Source organism: Haloferula helveola, assembly GCF_037076345.1.
Classification (GTDB): Bacteria; Verrucomicrobiota; Verrucomicrobiia; order Verrucomicrobiales; family Akkermansiaceae; genus Haloferula; species Haloferula helveola.
Genome location: NZ_AP024702.1, coordinates 3,640,742 through 3,658,965, shown reverse-complemented (window position 1 = coordinate 3,658,965; position 18,224 = coordinate 3,640,742). Strand labels below are relative to the sequence as shown.

General features: G+C 62.7%; 8 protein-coding genes. 1 reads left to right on the top strand and 7 read right to left on the bottom strand.

Annotated elements, in window-relative coordinates:
• Positions 1–105 precede the first annotated feature (105 nt).
• The 6 genes from HAHE_RS13755 to HAHE_RS13730 form a co-directional block, all read right to left on the bottom strand.
• Positions 106–3,735 (bottom strand): choice-of-anchor D domain-containing protein, encoded by a 3,630-nt coding sequence (locus HAHE_RS13755; protein ID WP_338685209.1) that lies wholly within the window; start codon positions 3,733–3,735, stop codon positions 106–108.
• Positions 3,736–3,787: 52 nt separating this feature from the next.
• Positions 3,788–7,366 carry a choice-of-anchor D domain-containing protein gene (locus tag HAHE_RS13750; protein WP_338685208.1) on the bottom strand — a complete coding sequence of 1,193 codons (3,579 nt, stop codon included), beginning with the start codon at positions 7,364–7,366 and terminating at the stop codon, positions 3,788–3,790.
• A 320-nt stretch (positions 7,367–7,686) separates the two neighbouring features.
• Positions 7,687–9,183, bottom strand: coding sequence for an alkaline phosphatase D family protein (locus tag HAHE_RS13745; RefSeq protein WP_338685206.1), 1,497 nt, complete (start codon positions 9,181–9,183; stop codon positions 7,687–7,689).
• 120 nt (positions 9,184–9,303) lie between these two features.
• Complete coding sequence (locus HAHE_RS13740; RefSeq protein ID WP_338685205.1) at positions 9,304–10,746, bottom strand: sulfatase; 1,443 nt, start codon at positions 10,744–10,746, stop codon at positions 9,304–9,306.
• Positions 10,747–10,781: 35 nt separating this feature from the next.
• Complete coding sequence (locus tag HAHE_RS13735; protein WP_338685204.1) at positions 10,782–13,841, bottom strand: Ig-like domain-containing protein; 3,060 nt, start codon at positions 13,839–13,841, stop codon at positions 10,782–10,784.
• Between the two features lie 195 nt (positions 13,842–14,036).
• A complete protein-coding gene (locus tag HAHE_RS13730; RefSeq protein WP_338685203.1) occupies positions 14,037–16,460 on the bottom strand; it encodes a PASTA domain-containing protein in 2,424 nt (807 codons plus the stop codon).
• A gap of 226 nt (positions 16,461–16,686) precedes the next feature.
• Here HAHE_RS13730 and HAHE_RS13725 point away from each other — a divergent pair, with 226 nt between their 5' ends.
• On the top strand, positions 16,687–17,757 hold the full coding sequence (locus HAHE_RS13725; RefSeq protein ID WP_338685200.1) for a substrate-binding domain-containing protein: 1,071 nt from the start codon (positions 16,687–16,689) through the stop codon (positions 17,755–17,757).
• 84 nt (positions 17,758–17,841) lie between these two features.
• On the opposite strand, the gene HAHE_RS13720 is transcribed toward HAHE_RS13725, so the two are convergent.
• A complete protein-coding gene (locus HAHE_RS13720; protein ID WP_338685198.1) occupies positions 17,842–18,198 on the bottom strand; it encodes a hypothetical protein in 357 nt (118 codons plus the stop codon).
• Positions 18,199–18,224: the final 26 nt, after the last annotated feature.

The window sequence follows — 18,224 nt, the reverse complement described above, 5'->3', positions numbered from 1 at the left end:
CACGGAATCGAACCTGCAGACACCTGAATCCTGGTATCGTTATCACCGCATCGATAGCCGGCGGATCAAAGAACGCGATACGGCAGCCCTCTGCGAAGGAAACCGTCAAGGTGTCTCGAGCCTAAAGAACGCGGCGTCTTCCGGTGAGGATAAGAGGAACTCGACCTTGCCCTCGCCATTCACACTCGTCTCCGGCGCGGTGAACGGGAACGGCGCGAAGCTTCCCGGAAGGAGCGTCGTGCTCTTGCCAATGCCGAGGGTGAGCGTGAATCGGCCAAGCCCGTCGCGCTGGACAAGCGTCGTGCCGGCATTCTGCGCCTCGATCTGCCCGGCCGTGTAGAGACCGCTCGAGTTCGGATCGTCGAGGATCTCCTGCCGCGCTTCCGCATGGGCGAGATTGTAGATGGCCACGAGTTCAGGCTGGCTGCTCTGCCAGTCAAAACCGATCGCGGCGAGGCGAAGCTCTTCGCCGTCGGTCATCCCATCCGAATCCGTGTCCTGAGCAGGCGAAACCGCCAGTCCGTCGACGTTGAATTCGTAGAGGCCGGTGACGGGATCGCTGCTGGTGATCCTGACGTCCGCCGAGCGAGGTCCCGAGACGCCGGTCTCCTGCGGGGCGAAGACGATCGTGAAGGTCGTCTGCCCGCCGGGCGGAATGCTCGTGGCCATCCCCGCCGTGTTGACGATGAAGTCCGCGGGATCGTCGCCGACCACGTCGATCCCGCTGACATCCAGCGTATGGTCGCCGGAGTTGTGGATCGTAATGGTCTTGGCGAGGCTGCTGGTGCCCGCCGTCTGGAGAGCAAAGCTGCGACCCCGCAGGACGGCCAACACGCCGTCACTCGCCGCAATGCCGATCACCTTGGACTTCGCCGCCTCCGGAATCGCCGTCGCACCCTGGTCAGGCCAACCCCACATGACGATGCTGCCATCGGACTTCAGGGCGAGACTCTGGAAACTACCTGCCTTGATCGCGACCACCCCGGACATCGCCTCCGGCGGCACCAATTTCGTCTCGGGCGCACTGTTGTTGCCCCACATGACGACGCTGCCATTCGACTTGAGCGCCAGGCTGCTATAACTGCCCGCCGCGATCGCGATCACATCGGACATCGCCTCGGCCGGCACGCTTGACTGGCCCTCGTCGTCGTTGCCCCACGCGATGACACTGCCATTCTCCTTGAGTGCGAGGCTGTGGGAGGCTCCCGCAGCAATGGCGATGACGTCCGACGCGGCCTCGGCCGGCGGCGTCGCCTGGAGTTGGGTATCGTCACCCCATCCCACCACACTTCCGTCGCTCTTCAGAGCCAGGGAGTGACTGTATCCCGCCGAGATCGCGGTGACTTCCGACTCCGCGGCCGCGGGCACCGGAAGCTGCCCGGGCGCGCCCCACGAGACCACCGCACCGTTGCTCTTCAGCGCCACACCGTGAATCCCGCCCGCCGAAACGGCGACGACTTCGGACTGGGCCGAAGCGGGAACCGCCGCCTGGCCAAAATCGTAGCCTTCCGCTGCCCAGGCGACGACTCCACCATTGCTCTTGAGCGCCACAGCGAGGAAGACACCGAACGAAACCTCCGTCACGCCGGACTGGGCGAATGCCGGCACATTCTCTAGCCCGTACGTGAAAAACTCTCCCCCCCAAGCGATGACGCCGCCCGGCCCGACGGCAGTGCCCTGATCCACCTCGATCACCGGGAATCTTCCCGCCCCGGACACATGGATCTCGAAGGGGTTCTCGTCATGGTCGCTGCTGATCAGGAGAATCGTCGCCGTCCGGTTGCCGGCCATGGTCGGGGCAAATGTCACTTCAAAAGTCGCCGTGGCCCCGGAAACCAGCGACGTCGCGGTCAGGTTGCCCGCGGAAAAGTCATCGGCGTCGGCACCGGACACGACCAGATCGAGATCCTCGAGCACCTCGGTGCCGGTATTCCGGATGGTGAAAGTCCGGACCGTGCTGGAGCCTCCGACGGTGTCCGCGAAAACCTGCACCCCCGTGTCGTCGGCCAGTTCGTCCCCGGGATCGGTGCCCGCCGCGGCGAACACCTCGATCTCGGACAGCGAAACGGCCCGTTCCACGGCACCGAGGTCCGCGGTGGCGGCTCCCGAGTTATCGCCATCGATAGGACGCGGCAGCCCCCGTTGGTCGTTCGTCTCGGTCGATCCGACCGCCGCGTCGATCGCCGGACTCCCGCCACCCGGGATCATCGTCAGGGTAGGTCCTCCATTGTCGGCGAGGGGACGGAGACGGGATGGAGCAACGATGGGATCAGGCCCGGCAATCCGGAAATCGGGGATGTCCGGATCCCTCTCCACGGTATTGTTTCCGAGAAGGTTGAGGGCGAGCGGATTGCCAAAGCCGCCCCAGGGAAAGGCAAGAACCAAGACATCCCTGTCTCCCCCGTTTCCACCCCCAATGATGCAGTTCTCGAGTGTCAGTGAGGCTTGGGTCGCTTGTGTATTGCCGTCTTCACTCCGGATTCCGCCCGTTCCCCCACCGGTGACCATGTTTGCCGCAACCGTGCAGTGCCGCAGCGTCAGGAAGCCACCATTGTTGACGATCGCCCCGTAGTCGCAGGTGTTGCCGGCGACCGTGCATTGCACGAGCGACATCGTCGAAGAAGTGCCGTTGAGAATCGCCCCTCCTTCCCCGGAGGTGACGTTTCCGGAGAAGGTGCAGCGGGTTGCGACCACCTGGCCGCCGTTGTTATAGAGCGCGCCACCGTAGGCTGCGGAATTGCCGGTCAAGGCGCAGTCCTCGAGCACGATAGACCCGGTCGACCGAATGGCACCTCCGCCCGACCCCGCCGCGTCCATGCCGGTGAGGGTGATGCCGCGCAAGGTCAGCCCGCCGGTGTTGTAGAAGCCGCGATGGCCTCCGGCACCCTGCAGGACCAGCCCGCCCGGCAACCCGGTCGCATCCACGACCACCCCGTCCGCATCATCCGTGTCCAAGGGGCCGGCGAGGGAAACCGTCTGGCCGCTGAGTCCGGCATCGAAGACGATCGTGTCCCCGCCCACGGAAGCCTGCGCCGCCTGCAGTGCGTCCCGCAGCGATCCCGCACCGGAGTCGTTGAGGTTCGTCACCACGATCGGCACCCTCCTCCGCAGGGAGAGTCCGTAGAGGTGCCAGGTGTTGGCAGTCTGCGGGGTGATCGTGATCACCCGCGTGGCCGCATCGGCGGTGAAGACGTAGTCGACTCGCAGTCCCGCGTCGTTGCCGTAGTAGTTCTGATTGATGGTGAACGTGTGCGTCCCGCTGGCGAAATCGTTCGTCCGGAAATCCACCGGATCCCATCCCACGCTCGGGATGCTGACGATGTACTCATCCCCCGGGACAAGGCCCTCCAGCGTGATCGTGCACGGCGTTCCGCCCCAGAGGAAATTCGCCGCGAGGACCGCGCTGCCGGTGCCCGCGAGCGCCGTCAGTTGATTCGTGTCTCCGGGAAACACATTGGGGATCGTGACCGAGAAGCGGCCGGCGACCGAGGAATTGGCTCCGGCGATTCCCGTGACGGGTACGCCTTGGATCATCGTACTGTCGGCGGATCCGAAGCTGTAGGCCCAATCGGTGGCACTCGTAACGCCGCTGGAAAGATCGTCCGTCCACGGCGAAACGGAAAACCCATCACCCCATGCACGAGACACGGGCACCTGCAGGAGCAGGCCGAAGAGAGCCGTGCGGACCGCCGGTTCGCGGAGGGCGAAGATCGGGGGAAAGGACCGGAAATTCATGAGTCGGAGAAAGCGGGCGGAGATCATCGGGGAAAGCGGTGAACGGTTTCGGTCATGGGGTCTCCACGCGGAGGAACGCGGCGTCATCCGGCAGGGTGAACTGGAACTCAAGCTCGCCCGACCCATTCACCGAGGTCTCGGGCGCGGTAAATGGGAACGGCAGATAACTTCGTGGCACCATGGTTGGGCTCCGATCCAAGCCGACACGGAGACTGAACTGCCCCGGACCCACGCGTTGCAGGAGAGGCGCGCGCACCCTCAGCACCTGCACCTGTCCGGTCGTATAGAGCCCGACCGCGTTCGGGTCATCGAGAATACTGTCTTCTCCCTCGTCGCGCGCGGCGTTGTAGATCCCGGCCAGCTGCGGCTGACCGATGAGGTAATCGAAACCCAAGGTAACGAGTCGGACCTCATCGCCATCGGAAACACCATCCCCATCGCTGTCTTCCGCGAACGACGCCGCCAGGCTGTCCATCGGGAAGTCGTAGATGCCCTTCGCCGGATCGTCGCTGTTGATCCGCACCGTCACCGTGCGATCCGAAGTCACGCCGGTCTCGAGCGGGGCGAAGACCAGCGCGAGGGTCGTCTCGCCGCCGACCGGGATGCTGGACGCCATGCCGGTGGTGTTCAGGATGAAATCGCCAGTGTCTCCCCCGGTCAACACGACGCTGCTGATCGTGAGCGGGGCCTCGCCCGGGTTCCGCAGCGTGATGGTCTTTTCCGCACTGGCGGTCCCTGCCGCCTGAGGTGCGAAGCGATAGGCACGAAGCGCTATCGAGTGGCTGAACCCGGCGGAGAGGGCGACAATCCGCGACTGCGCGTCCGTCGGAACCGTCGTTTGTCCGGAGTCATATACGCCAGCTCCCCACGCAAGCGTGCTGCCGCCGGTCGTGAGTGCCATGGTGTGGTAGCCGCCTGCGGCGATCGCCGCGACCCCGGACTGCGCCGCCACCGGCACCGTCGCCTGCCCGTTGCCGTTTTCACCCCAGACAACCACACTTCCGTCGGCTTTGAGCGCGACGCCGTGCCGATCGCCCGCCGCGATGGCGACAACACCCGTTTGGGTACTGCGTGGCAGCGTCGTCTCACCGTAGTTGTTCGAACCCCACGCGATCACGCTGCCGTCGTCCTTCAGCGCGAGACTGTAGGTGCCACCGGCATCGATCGCGATGACGCCCGACAGCGCCGCAGCCGGCACCGAGCTCTGACCCGCCCCATTGCCTCCCCATGCCACCACGCTGCCGTTCTCCTTGAGCGCCAAACTATGGAAAATGCCCGCCGCGATCGCGATGACACCGGACTGCGCGGAGGCCGGCACATTCGACTGGGAGTTGGTATTCCAGCCCCAGGCAATCACACTGCCATCGGCCTTCAGGGCCAGTGTGTGCGCGTCTCCTGCCGAAATGGCGATCACCGTGGATTCCGCTGCCGCCGGCACTTCCAATTGACCCACATCGGGGTTTCCCCACGCGATGACGCTGCCGTCGGATTTCAGAGCCACCGTATGGGAGCCTCCCGCGGATACAGCGATCACTTCGGATTGCGCTGCCGCCGGTGGAACCGACTGGTCATCGGTGTTGTCGCCCCAGCCAATGACTTCGCCCGGAGCGGCTGGTCCGAGCTGAACTGAGAGGGAGCCGGCCAGCGAGAATCCCCGCACGGGAATCCCGAAGGGGTTCTCATCGGGATCGTTGCTCGCCAACAGCACGGTCGCGGAACGATCGCCAGCCAGTGCCGGCGAGAAGGTGATATCGAAAGCCATGCTTGCTCCGACCGCCAGGGTCGTCGCGGGCAGGGACGAGGTTGTGAAGTCGCCGGGATGATCCCCGGCAACGCTCAGCGCGAGGTTCGCAAGCGGCACGGAGCCGACGTTGCGGAGGGTGAAGGTGCGCACCGTGCCGTTCCCCACCACCGTATCCCCGAACACCTGAGGAGTGCCATCGTCCGCCAGCTCCGTGTAGGGTCCATCGAAGATCTGGATGTCCGCCCACGAAACACCGTGCTCCACCGCGCCGAGATCCGCCACGGCGCCGCCGGCGCCGTCGCCGTCAAACGGACGCGGAGCACCGCGCTGGTCGACGGTTTCCCGCGAACCCACCGCCGCATCGATGGCCGGGCTACCCGCCAGCAGATCGATGGTCGGGGCCGGACCGCCGTTGTCGGTCAGGAACCCGAGAAGGGGAGGCGCGATGATGATCGCCGGCCCGGACGACGTGCCGACATTCACCGGGGCCCATTCCGCCAGGTTCGCCCCCACGCGGATCAACGTGCCGATGTTTTCCAGATCCAGGGAGCCGCTGTTGCCGCCGCCGATGATGCTGTTCTCGAGCTGCAAGGTCGCGCCACTGCGATTGAAGATCGCGCCGGATCCAGCCGTCCCCACATTCGCGGCCACGGTGCAGTGGCGCATCCGGATGATGCCAGCATTGTCGATCGACCGGGTGCCAGTGACATTGCCCGCGATCGTGCACTGCGCGAGCGTCAGACTTCCCGAGGGCGAGTTGAAAATCGCCCCCGCCGAGAGCGCCTCGTTTCCTGCGATCGTGCAGCGCCTCAAGGTCGCCACACCCGCATTGACGAGCCCGCCGCCGAAGTTCGCGCCGCCGCTGCTGCCGGTGGTCCCGCCGTTGTTGCCGGTCAGGTAGCAATCCTCCATGAGCAGTTTGCCCGTCGTCGACGAAAGCACCGCACCGGCATAGCTCCCGCTCGGCGCGACCATGCCGGTGATGGTCAGCCCGCGCAGGATCAGCGTCCCGGTGTTGAAAAACCCACGATGATCGCCGGCGCCCTGGAGCACGATCCCGCCTAGGAGGTCGCTGGCATCCACCGTGACCCCATCGGCATCCGCCGTGGCAAGCTCGCTCGCCAGCAGGATCGTCTGACCGTCGAGGCTGGCATCGAAGACGATGCGGTCCGGCCCCGCGGACACTTGGGCGGCCTGCAAAGCCTCGCGCAGCGAACCCGCGCCGGAGTTCACCACGGTGGTGACCACGATCGGGGCCTTCACCTGCCGCAAGGCCAGGCCGTAAAGATGCCAGGTGTCGGAAGTCTGCGGGTCGATCACGATCTGCCGGGTGGGACCATCGGCGGTAAAGGCATAGTCGACACGGATCCCCTTGTTCTCCCCGTAGACATTCTGGCTGATGCTCACGGGAAGATCCACGCCACTGGAAAACTCGCAGGTCCGGGTGATCGTCGATTCCCAACCCACGCTCAGCATGCTGACGACATAGTCACTGCCGGAAACCAGTCCCTCCAAGGTGATCGTGCCCGGATTTCCGCCATAGACGAAACTCGTCGCCACGACAGAGCTGCCGCTCCCGGCCTGCGCCGTCAGGTCATTCGTATCGCCGGACAAGGCGGTGGGAAGGGAAACCGAGAACCGGCCCGCGACTGCCGGAGATCCACCCGCAACTCCCGTCACCGGAAATCCGTCGATGGTCGTGCTGTCCGCCGAACCGAAGCTGTAGGCCCACGAGCTGTCGAGAGAGATGCCGGAAGATGCGTCACCTGTCCAAGAAGCATAGGAGAAGCCATCGCCACACACGCGGGACAAAGGCATCAGGAACAGTGCCGCCAAGACGAACAGCCGAAGGCGGTCAATGCCCGCGGGCACAGGACTCGGATTCATGGGGAGGAAGTGAGGAAGTTGGACCAACCGATAGCCCTCACCCCGGCGTCGACCCGACGTCCTGTCGCAGACGTTCGAGAAGTCCTGTCTTCCGGGGCAGCAGGATGCCGAAAATAGATTCGGCGCCCTGTGGATTGTCGAGACACAACTCGCCACCAAACCGCACTGATAGAATGCCCGTGCGATCCCCGGAGACGGATCCCGACAGGAGCAACCACGGGATTACCGGTATCTCCCGATTCTCGATTCCCCCCTCGCTTTGCGCATCTGAGGAGACGCGATAGGGCGTTCTCGGAAAAGCCACTCCCACTCTACAGCCTTCAGCTTGGAGTGAGCTGACTCCGCTTCAGCGTGAGTTCATACAGCGTCTCACCGCCGGCTTCTACGAGCCGGTAGGTCACGGTCGGGTCGTCTTGGGAGACATCGAAGGTGAACTCACCGAACGCGAACTTGTTGCTGAAGCCGTAGAGCTGGGTCTTCCACTTGGCGTTTGTCGGCGGCGGACCGGTTCTGCCGCCGAGACTGGCGGGCTCGAATTCGTAGAACTCGAACCCGGACGGCCGCGGAATGCGAAACCCACGCGCTCCGTGCCGGTCACCGGAAATCAGCAACACGCCCGGGATCCGGTTGTCCTCAATCAGCTTGAAAACCTCCTCCCGACCTTCGGGATCGAACACGCCCCACGAGTCCTTCCCGCCTGAGACGTAGTCGCTCCACATCGTGCCACAGGACATGATGATGAACGGCCCTTTGCAGGACAGCAGCGTCTTCTTGAGCCATGCCATCTGCTCCGGACCGAGAAAGCAGTGCTTGCCGTTGCGGGTGCGGAAGTAGCGGTTGTCGGTCATGATGACATCGCACGGACCGATTCGCGTGTGGTGGAAGATGCCGCCACCCTCGTCACCGAGCCCGTAGTAGGGGTTGTTCCATGCCTGGGTCCACACCTTGCGGACCCCGCGCCGGTCTTCATCGGTGAAGTTCCTCGGGACGCCCCAGCGGTCGTTGTCGAAGTAGTCGTGGTCGTCCCACGAGGTGTAGACCGGAGTCGAACAGACGAGATCGCGCCAGGTTGTCTGGAGATCGCGCAGCGCGTAGTCGGCCCGATGCATGCCGAGGTCGGCGTTGCGGTCCTGCACCGCCACGTCGCCATACATCAGCATCGCGACCGGCTTCTGCTTGAGGATCTCGTCAGTGTTCTCGCGATGGGCGATCCCCCACCGATGCTGGCAGGTCCCGAAAGTGATGCGTGTCTTCTGCGCCGCATCGTCGCTTGGCGTGGAAATGGCGGCATGCTTCGGAATCGCGATCTCCTCTCCATCCACGAAGACGCGATACGGCGTGACCGTGCCGGGCTTGAGTCCGGTGACGGGAACGATCGCGGTCAGGTCCGAATCCAGCGTGCTGTGTACCGGACCGTAAGTTCTCTCCTCATCATCGACGACCGCCTTCACCTCCACCTTCGCCGGACGGGCCGTCCTCAGCCAGACCTTCGCACCGTCCGCCTCGAGGCATCCGAGCATCGGACCTCCGAGATGCCTTACGCCCTGCTCCTCGCAAAGCTTCCGCACCGTATCGTCCGCCGCCACCGTGGAGAAGCTCGCCTTGGGATCGACCGCCAACGCGTTGTAGATCGCCGAGTAGAGCCTGACGACCGGCTCCGGCTTCTGGTCCCAGAGATTCAGGATCTCCAGACACGACTGCAGATCCCCGCCCTTCGGCCCTTCGAACCCGAGAGCCGATTGCGGCCGCAGTCCGCAGGCGAGAGCCGCACCGGTCAAACTGCAGCCCTTGAGATACTCACGTCGGTTCATGGCCATGTCCGGAACTACGGACGGCTCTCTGCCGTTCTATTGCCCCTTTCCTGAAGCGGCTAAGTTCCCGGTGCCTGGATTGCCACCCGGATGACGGCAAACACTTCCCAAGTTGTCGGCAACCACTCAGTCGCTCCGGGAAGTCGATTCCAGCAATGGCCAGTTGTTGCGTCCGTGATACGGCCAGCTGTCCCAGAGGGTCTCGCCTTCCGTCTCCCTGGGGTCACCGGACGACTTCAAATGCGCGGTAAGTCGCTTAGAGAGCTCTTGCAGCGTCTTCTGATAATCCGGTTCGAACGCGAGATTGTTCAGTTGATCCGGGTCCTTTCCACAGTCGTAGAGCTCTTCGCCGCGCCTCTTGCCAAAGGACAGCTCAAACAGCCGGGGGTAATCACTCTTGTGTTCCAACAGAAACCGCTTCGAAGGGGAGTTGTCGACATCGCCGAAATGTCCCTCGTTGGTGACGATGCGATAGTCGCCCGCCGGCCAACGATCCGGCTGGTAGTTACGGATGTAGAGAAAGTCGTGGGTACGGATCATCCGGGCCGGATAGCCGGTGCCGCCGACCCTGCACCACGCATGCCGCTCGCGACCGGTGATCACCGCGTCGCGTCCGGGCTCCACGTTGCCTGACTCGTCGGACGTGAGAATCCCCATGAGGCTTCGTCCGGTCATTACTCCAGGAACGCGGACTCCGGCTGCCTCGAGGAAAGTCGGCGCGAGGTCCGTGAGATTGACGAAGTCGTCGATAGTCCGTCCGCCCTTCACTCTCTTCGGCCAGCAGATCGCCATCGGCATGCGGGTGCCGGAGTCGTAGAGGTTCGCCTTGGCCCGGGGAAACGGCATGCCGTTGTCGCTGGTGATCACGACAAGCGTGTTGTCGAGCTGCCCGGCCGCTTCGATCTGCTCAAGCATTCGGCCAACCTGCTGGTCGAAGCGCTGGATTTCGAAGAAATAGTCGCAGAGGTCACCCCGGACTTCCGGGGTATCCGGTAGATATGCGGGCACACTGACGTCCGACGGATCCATTCCGGACTCCACGCCGCTACCCTTCTTGTATCCCCTGTGAGGATCCCGGCTACCGAACCAGAAACACCATGGCCTGCCCTTCGGAGAGCTGGCGATGAACTCGCCGAAGTTCTTGTAGTTCGGTCCGGCGCCATTGGACGTGCGCCCGCCCGCTTCCAGACTCCCGGGTGCCCATCCCTTGTCCGAGTAACCCACGTGATATCCGTTTTCAGCCAACAGGTCGGTGTAAACCGGGTGGGCGGCCGGAAGCGTCCCGAACAGCTGCCCCCCTTCGCCAACGCGCCAGATGTCCTGCCCGGTGAGAATCGCGCTGCGCGATGGGGTGCAAGAGGGGGCGGCACAGTAGGCATGATTGAAAAGGACACCTTCCCGCGCAACGCGGTCGAAAACCGGGGTCTTGATCACCGGTGCTCCATAGGCGCTTGCATGGGGCCATGACTGGTCGTCTGACAGGCAAAGCAGGATATTCGGGCGGGATTCGGCACCCGCCAACAGGCTGGCCGAGGTCAGCGCGATAAGAATGGTTCCGAGCGCATGCATTCGCGGAAGGTTACCGGCGGCCAAGTCGACGTCGTTCAGGGAACGACGTCGACTTTGAGACGGGCGAACTTTGTGGCATCCGGAGTCATGGGCACCGGGAGGGTCACCGTGTCGAACCCCGGCGAGCTGTCCTTGATCACCATAACCGGGGGCCCGGCGGTGGCGCCGTCAGGTACCGGATGGACCTCCGGCCATGTGACCAGGTCGGTGCCGATCTCGATCTGCAAAGCGACTCCGGGTCCAATGGACTGTTGCGCTCGTGCGAAAGCAAAGTCCGCCGAACTGCCGTCCGTTGAAAGCGTCGGCAGCTTGCCGATATCATTCCCGGAAGAGGTGCCCCCGAGAACGAACTCGAGAGGATTCGAGACCCCGTCCCGGTCCTCATCCCCATCGGGGTTATTGGCCGTGAGAGGAGCCTCGAAAATGGCCCATGTCTCATATGCGGAAAGCGGAGGTTCCGGGTCCGGGGCGGCCTCGAAGGCGGCCACCGACGAGCTGATGCTGGTATTCGAGAAGACAGGCGCGGTCAGTCCGTCGCCACCTGCGGTGATGTATCCAACGAACCCCTTGAGATTACCTGCGGAAATCTCGAGTGAGGTGTAGGGCGGTGCGTTCGAGACCGACTGGGACTGGTTGTTCCTCTTGCCGACACCGATCACGAAGTCTCCGGAGTAAACGTCGAGTTCGGGCGGATTGCCGTTGTTGTTCTCCCCTCTGGCGAAGTAACCCGGCCTGACCTTGTTGAGAGCGAAAAGAGCCACACCCACTTCATCGACTCCTCCCGAAGTGCCGAACCCGATCACCAGATCTCCGGCTGCCGGAGGGCTGTCCAAGTAAAAGATGTATTGTTCCGAGGCCACCTCCCCGGTGGACCCGAATCCGGTGATGACATTCGGAAGGACATCCACTCCGTTGAAGGTCAGTGAGGTCAGGGTTGCCACCGTCGCGGCGCTGTTGTGCATCGAGAGCACGCCCACGAGTTTCGCTGTTCCACCAACTTCGAAACCGCTTGTGGATATCGTGATGGGGCCCGTGACCCCTTGGGAGTCGCCCACCGAATCACCGGGTCTGAAATCCTCGCGGTGGGTAAACACGTCGGCCACCTGAACCTGCGGGTCATCGGTTGAAAGGGTCTTCGCGGCGACCGGTACGGAAACGGCGCTCTCGTTCAGGTTGAGCGAATTGTCACGCGATTGGACCGTGTAGGCGAAAATCTTGCCGGTGGGCAGGTCCTTGTCGACCCAAGTGGTATCGACCGTCCAGCCGCTGTCCCGCCCCAAGGTCACGTTCCGGAAGCGGTAGACAACACCAGCTCCCTCCGGATCGGTCACGGCGTTTACCGAGACTGTGATCTCGTCGTTCCTCTTCGGTCCCAGAGGAGTGATGAAGGACGGGACAGGCGGAGCGTTGTAATCCGGTGCCGACGCGGTGAAATTCCAGCTTGTGTCACCGCTGATGCCTGCGAATGCGTTTCCACTGTCATCGACGACCGCTCCGGGATCGACGAGGATCGAGTAATCATCACCGGTCTCGAGGTCGGCCGCAGGATTGATGGTCAGGGCGAATCCAGCCGCCGAGACCTGATCGGCATCGGTCACGGAGATGACGGTCTGGGTATTGTCGGTCAGGTTCTTGATGGTGATATCCCCGCTGCCGACACTGACCGTTTCCTTGAAAGTAATTTTGAGACTCATGTTTCCCGGCACGTCGGACGCATTGTCGGGAGGGTTCAGATAAGCGATTTGGGGTTCTGCGGTATCGGCCGCCGCGCCCAGTTCTTGAAGGTCGATCATGGCGCGGCCAAGCGCGTCGCCTGCCAGCAAGTAGGTCTCCGCGTTCAGGTGGTAGTGGTGACCTTGTCCGGTTCTGGGAGAGATGCTGCCGTTCCGATAAAAACCGCGTGTCTCCGCGGTCTTCACGTTGTTGGCGAACTCCGGATAATCGCCTGAAGCTCCATCAACCGCCAGTTGGGCCCGCGTTGTCTCCAACTGCACACCACTCTGGCTCCATCCGTTGAAGCCAAGCGTGCCGAGCACAAACGGCGCGTCGGTGCTGATATTGCCCGGATACCTCGCTTCATAGTAGTCTCTAAGCTCATTGATGAAGCGGACCATATTCTGCTCGTAGCGCGACGAGTAAGGCACGCTGCTCAGTGCGTCGCTGTATCCCTGCCACCACACGAATCCGGCGATCTCGAAACCTTGGCTCGCCCACTGGGGATACTGGGCGGCGAAATTGTCGAGGACATCGATCCCGTTCGTGTACGGAGTTCCCGGAGGCACGTGCCAGTCGGCATCATCAAGGAAACTCTGATCCCACTGATGGCCCGCGTAGGTGCTTCCCGGTGTCGGGGTTGTTCCGGTGGTCCATGACTTGGTAGAATCTCCGTAGCCCGCGTATGTCTCCGAACCGGACGCATACTCCGTGCTGCCCGGCGGCAGGAAATCATAGCCGAGTGTGCGGTTTCCCTGCGAGACCTTGATGATCAGGACCGGTTCGTCGTGATAGAAACCCATCTGCTGACCGAATCCGAGCTCCGGGCCGAATCTCCCGCCGGATGCCCCGGAGCTGCCCGGAACGAGCGGCCCGTTGGCGCTGGTCGCAACCAGTCCACGGCAATAAACGTCGCTACGGGAAGCCCAGGAGGAACCGTTCCAGAGGTTGGGGTATTTCTTCCCGTTGAACACGATGTCGGTCAGCGTGCCGAGCGAATTGGTTTCGCTGACCATGCCGTGCCCATCCATGTTGGATTGACCGGCGAGGATGTAGACTTTCACCGGTTCTGTCGCCAGCGTCGGTGAGGAGTCCGGCGCAGGCAGCGGATAGGGAGTGTTGGGATGCAGGTCCGGATCGTTGGGTGAGTTCGGCTGCGGTTCTCCGGTCGGCACTCCGGCGTTCGCGACTTCATACCAGTCGCCCACGCCGTCGCCATCGGTGTCCGGATCGTTCGGCGCGGTACCGGTGTCGAGTGGAGAAACGTAGATACCGGTGTTCGTTTCGACCGAGTCGTCCAGTCCGTCGCCGTCCGTATCAACCGCCAGGAGGATCGATGGAACGGTTGAAACCGTCGCAAGAAGCATTCTGAGGAGTTTCATACCGACCTCAGGTCATGGTGGGCTTGGAAACAGAAATTGATTTCCATGAAGTCACTATCCGGGGACGCTTGAGCTTCCGTATACTCATTGATTCCTTGCGGCTTGATTCAGAAGTCCCAGCCCCGATGAGGAAGGGGCCGGGACATGGGAAAGGCGCCCGTTCGATCGGATCGCCAGCAGAAGACTGGCACTCCTTCAGGGTGCGATCGTCACCCTCAAGCGGGCGAACTTCTTCGCCGAATCCTGCGCCACCGTGAGCGTCACAGTGTCGGTTCCGTCGAGGTTGTCGACCACAGCGACGGGAGGACCGGCGGTCGGAGTGTCAGGCACGGCATAGGGGGACGGCGGTGTGTCCCAAGTCGCCAGGTCAGCGCTCACCTCGATGGTGACCAGTGTGGAGGCATCGATCGATGCCTGGTCGCGCACGAAGCTGAAGGTCATGTTCGAACCGTCGGCTGAAACCGTCGGCAACTTGTCCAGGTCATTTGTGGAAATGCTTCCCCCGACGACGAATTCAATGCCGTTGTTCACGCCGTCATCGTCCTCGTCGGCCGTCGGGTCGCCTCCGGTGACGGGAGCATTGGTGGCTGCCCAGTCATCGTACGCGGTGCCCAGATGGTTGCCGACGGCGGCAAAGGCGGCGAGAGATCTGGATTGGACATCGCCATTGAAAATGGGTGACGTCAAACCGGCGGTCGTTACCACTTGATAGCCTGTCCGGGTCGTCATCTCACCGACGGTGTTGTTGATTTCATAGTACGGTGGAACGTTCGTCACCGTCATCGTGGAGGGCTGGTTGTTTCTTTGAGCCGCGCCCACCACGAAGTCGCCAACCTCGGCGTCGATATCGGTGAATGCTCCCGACTGGGCATCAAATGCGGTTCCGGACTGAAGTCCATTCAGGGCGAAAAGCTGCACCGCCACCTCATCGATGTTGTATGTCGAATTATCGAGGTTGATGACAAAATCACCATCGATACTGACATCGTCGAGGTAGTAGATGGTGGCCTTTGTGTAACCCACACCCTCGTTTCCAGCGACGAGAGTGAGACTTTCCCCGGCGTAGGTGACACCCGTCACCGGAGCTGTCTGCACCGCACTGTTGTGCACGCTGATCACGGCAACCAACTTGCCAGCGCCTGCCGCGGTGAACTCATACGGAGTAATGGTGATGGGTGAGGTTGCTCCCTGGTTATCCGTAACCGAGTTATCCCCCGGCCCGAAGTCATACTTGTAGGAGAAGATGCTGGCAATGGTGGCCGGCGCTGGATTCGCGCCCAAGGAAATCACCAGATCTACAGGGGAGTTGGTATCGACTGACATACCGGCAGCTGGAACTTGGGTGATCACATTGCCGGCAGCAATCGTCGGGCTGTACCCATTCGAGACATTGCCCACGGTCAAAGAAGCTCCGGCAATGGTCGATTTCGCAGTCGCTTCATCGACGTCCACCACATCCGGCACCAATGGTTGCGGGCCATAGGAGACCACAAGGTCCACGCTCGAGTTGATATCGACCGACGAGCCGGCCGTCGGGTTCTGGCTGATCACATCCCCCGCCGGCACCACCGCGTCGTTTTGGAAAGTCACCGCGCCGACGGCCAGGGAGACTCCGGTGATGTCCGATTCCGCTGATGCCTGGGAGAGACCCACCACGTCCGGGACGCTCACCTGCGGTGGCGGGCCGAGCGAAACCAGCAGATCCACCGGCTCACCCGATGCGATGGTCTCGCCACCTTCCGGGTTCTGGCTGATGACGTCGCCCGCGGGAACCGTGTCGCTGTAATCGGTCGTCACCGTGCCGACAATGAGGGAGGCGCCCGTGATGGCGGACTCTGCCGAAGCCTGCGACAGGCCCACCACATCGGGAACCGTCGTCGAGGAGCTGCTCGCCGTGGCGAATACCGCGAAGGACTTGGCTTGCGGCGTGACCGTGGCGAAGACGGGAGCCTCCGGATCCGGGGCTGTCGCGATCAGATGCGCGCCCTCGGCATTGAGATTGCCCACTTGCAAATTGACGCCGGTGTAGGGCGCGTTGACCGTCATGGAACTCTGGTTGTTTCGCTGACCCATTCCCACGATGAGATCACCGACGATCGCGTTGGTCGCATTGAAGGCGTTGTTGTTGGCCAGATACTGTGAGGTCACGGCGGTCCCGTCCAAGGTCCCGTTCACGGCCAACAGCAACACCCCCACTTCGTCGATGTCCCAGCTCGCGTTGAGCGTATCGTCGAATCCAATGACCAGGTCTCCGTCAGTGGCGACGTCGTCGAGATAGAGGATGTAGTTCTTGGAACCGAGGCCGGTCGTCGCGAGACCGGGGCCGGCCGCGAGATTGCTGTAGAAGCTGGCTCCCCCGTAGGTGAGACTCGTGATCGGGGCGGTGGTTCCGGCGCTGTTGTGAAATGAAAGGAGGATGACCAGCTTGTCGCTACCTGCGGCGGTGAAACCGGTGGTGTCGACGGTGATCGGAGGAGTCGCTCCATTGGTACTCGAGAAACTGTCGCCGGGCCCGAAGTCGTTGGTGTAGGTGAACGAGTCCGCGATGGTAACGTCCGCGGAAGCAGAGGCTACGAAATGGAACATGGCCAGCAACAGGCCGAGGAGGGGTCTCTTCATGGTTCGTCTTGCTTTCGGATTCAGGGAGGAAGTCCACGACCATCCCGGGGGATCAAAACGACGTGAACCGACATGCCGACGCATGCCTGATCGACGAGGACTAGCTGAACAGTCCTCGGTCTCAACGATTGTTTGGCAGACTAGCCAGTCCTAATTTCTGACGGTTTTCTTCAACCCGCCCTCTGCCACCTTGACAAGCCAACATCTGGCGTGGAGGGATTCCCCGGTGAGCGAACTCCGGGTCCTTTCGGCCTCCGAACAGGTCGCGGAGCATCTCCGCGAGCAGATCAACCGCGGGGTGTGGTCCGGATCGATGCCAGGCGGGCGGGCGCTGTCCCAGCAGTTCGGTGTCGGTCGCATGACCATGGAGACCGCCCTGTCCCAACTCGAAAAGGAAGGCATCCTCGTGCCCAAGGGAGCGGGAAGAAAGCGCCGCATCGTTCTTCCGGAGCGGCTGACGGTCCCCGGCCTCCGTGTCGGCATCCTGCTTTACGCACCGGACGACTCGAAGATCTACTACAACGTCGATCTCCAGCACCGCCTTCTGAATGCCGGACACTCCGCGGGCTTCGCACCGAAGACCCTGACGGAACTGGGCATGAACCCCAGGAGGATCGCGCGACTCGTGGAGAACTCCCCGGCAGATGCATGGGTAGTATCGTCCGGCTCCCGTGAGGTGCTCGAGTGGTTTGCCGAGCACCGGTTGCCCACCTTCGCCTTCGCGGGGCGCAGGCGGGGCGTCCCGATCGCCAGCACCGGCCCGGATAAGGAGTCTTCGATGCGCACGCTGGTAGGCAGGCTTGTCGAACTTGGCCACCGCCGGATCGTGATGATTGACCGGGAGGTACTACGCAAACCCGAGCCCGGCCGGATTGAAAAAGTCTTCCTTGAGGAACTGGACAGGCACGGCATCAAGCACGGCAGCTACAATCTGCCGGACTGGAGAGAAGATGCGGAAGGCCTTCAGGAGTTGCTCGACCGGCTCTTCCGACACACTCCTCCCACTGCCCTGATCGTCGGGGAGTCTTCGACATTCATCGCGGTTCAGCAACACCTGGCCCAGCGCGGCATCCTGGCGCCTCGCGACGTTTCGTTGGTCTGCGACGATCCGGATCCCGTGTTTGCTTGGTGCCGGCCTACGGTTGCCCACATTCACTGGGATGGAAGCCCCCTCGCGCGGCGAGCCGTGCGGTGGGCGGCCAATGTCGCCCGCGGCAAAGAGGATCGCCGCCGCAGCTTCACAAAAGCCAAGTTTGTCGAAGGCGGGACCATCGGTCCCCCGCCGAAGAACCAATGACGACGTCAGAGAGTCAGCTGAGACACAGCATCCCGGTCGGCGGGCTTCACGACTCGAAGCCAATCAAGCGGTGTGGGATACCCGCTAGGCTTCCCGGCTGATCACCTTCCCTCCGCGGTCCGCGACCAACTTCATCAGCGGCACATTGGGGTCCTCGAATGCCGGGTCGTATCCCTTGGCGTAGTTGAAGAGGTGCTTGTGGAGGTATTCGAAGTACTGCTCCCGCTCCTCCTTCTTGAGGCGGTACCAGACCGCGATGTTCAGCGTTCGCGTAACCTTCTGCATCATGGCGAGGGTGAGCATCCGCCCCTTCCGCGCGCGCTGGACCTGCTTGTGGGTGAGCTGTTCCGGGGAGGCATCGACCATGTCGTGGTTGCTCAGGCCCCACTGCTGCATCAGGGCGTCAACCGGCTGGGTTCCCAAATCTCGCGCTTCGTTCATGGGCGGAGTCTGACCGGCACCCGGCA

Excerpts from the sequence above, each read along its gene's own strand:
- HAHE_RS13755 (WP_338685209.1), bottom strand. The coding sequence starts at position 3,735 with ATGAATTTCCGGTCCTTTCCCCCGATCTTCGCCCTCCGCGAACCGGCG.
- HAHE_RS13750 (WP_338685208.1), bottom strand. The coding sequence starts at position 7,366 with ATGAATCCGAGTCCTGTGCCCGCGGGCATTGACCGCCTTCGGCTGTTC.
- HAHE_RS13745 (WP_338685206.1), bottom strand. The coding sequence starts at position 9,183 with ATGGCCATGAACCGACGTGAGTATCTCAAGGGCTGCAGTTTGACCGGT.
- HAHE_RS13740 (WP_338685205.1), bottom strand. The coding sequence starts at position 10,746 with ATGCATGCGCTCGGAACCATTCTTATCGCGCTGACCTCGGCCAGCCTG.
- HAHE_RS13735 (WP_338685204.1), bottom strand. The coding sequence starts at position 13,841 with ATGAAACTCCTCAGAATGCTTCTTGCGACGGTTTCAACCGTTCCATCG.
- HAHE_RS13730 (WP_338685203.1), bottom strand. The coding sequence starts at position 16,460 with ATGAAGAGACCCCTCCTCGGCCTGTTGCTGGCCATGTTCCATTTCGTA.
- HAHE_RS13720 (WP_338685198.1), bottom strand. The coding sequence starts at position 18,198 with ATGAACGAAGCGCGAGATTTGGGAACCCAGCCGGTTGACGCCCTGATG.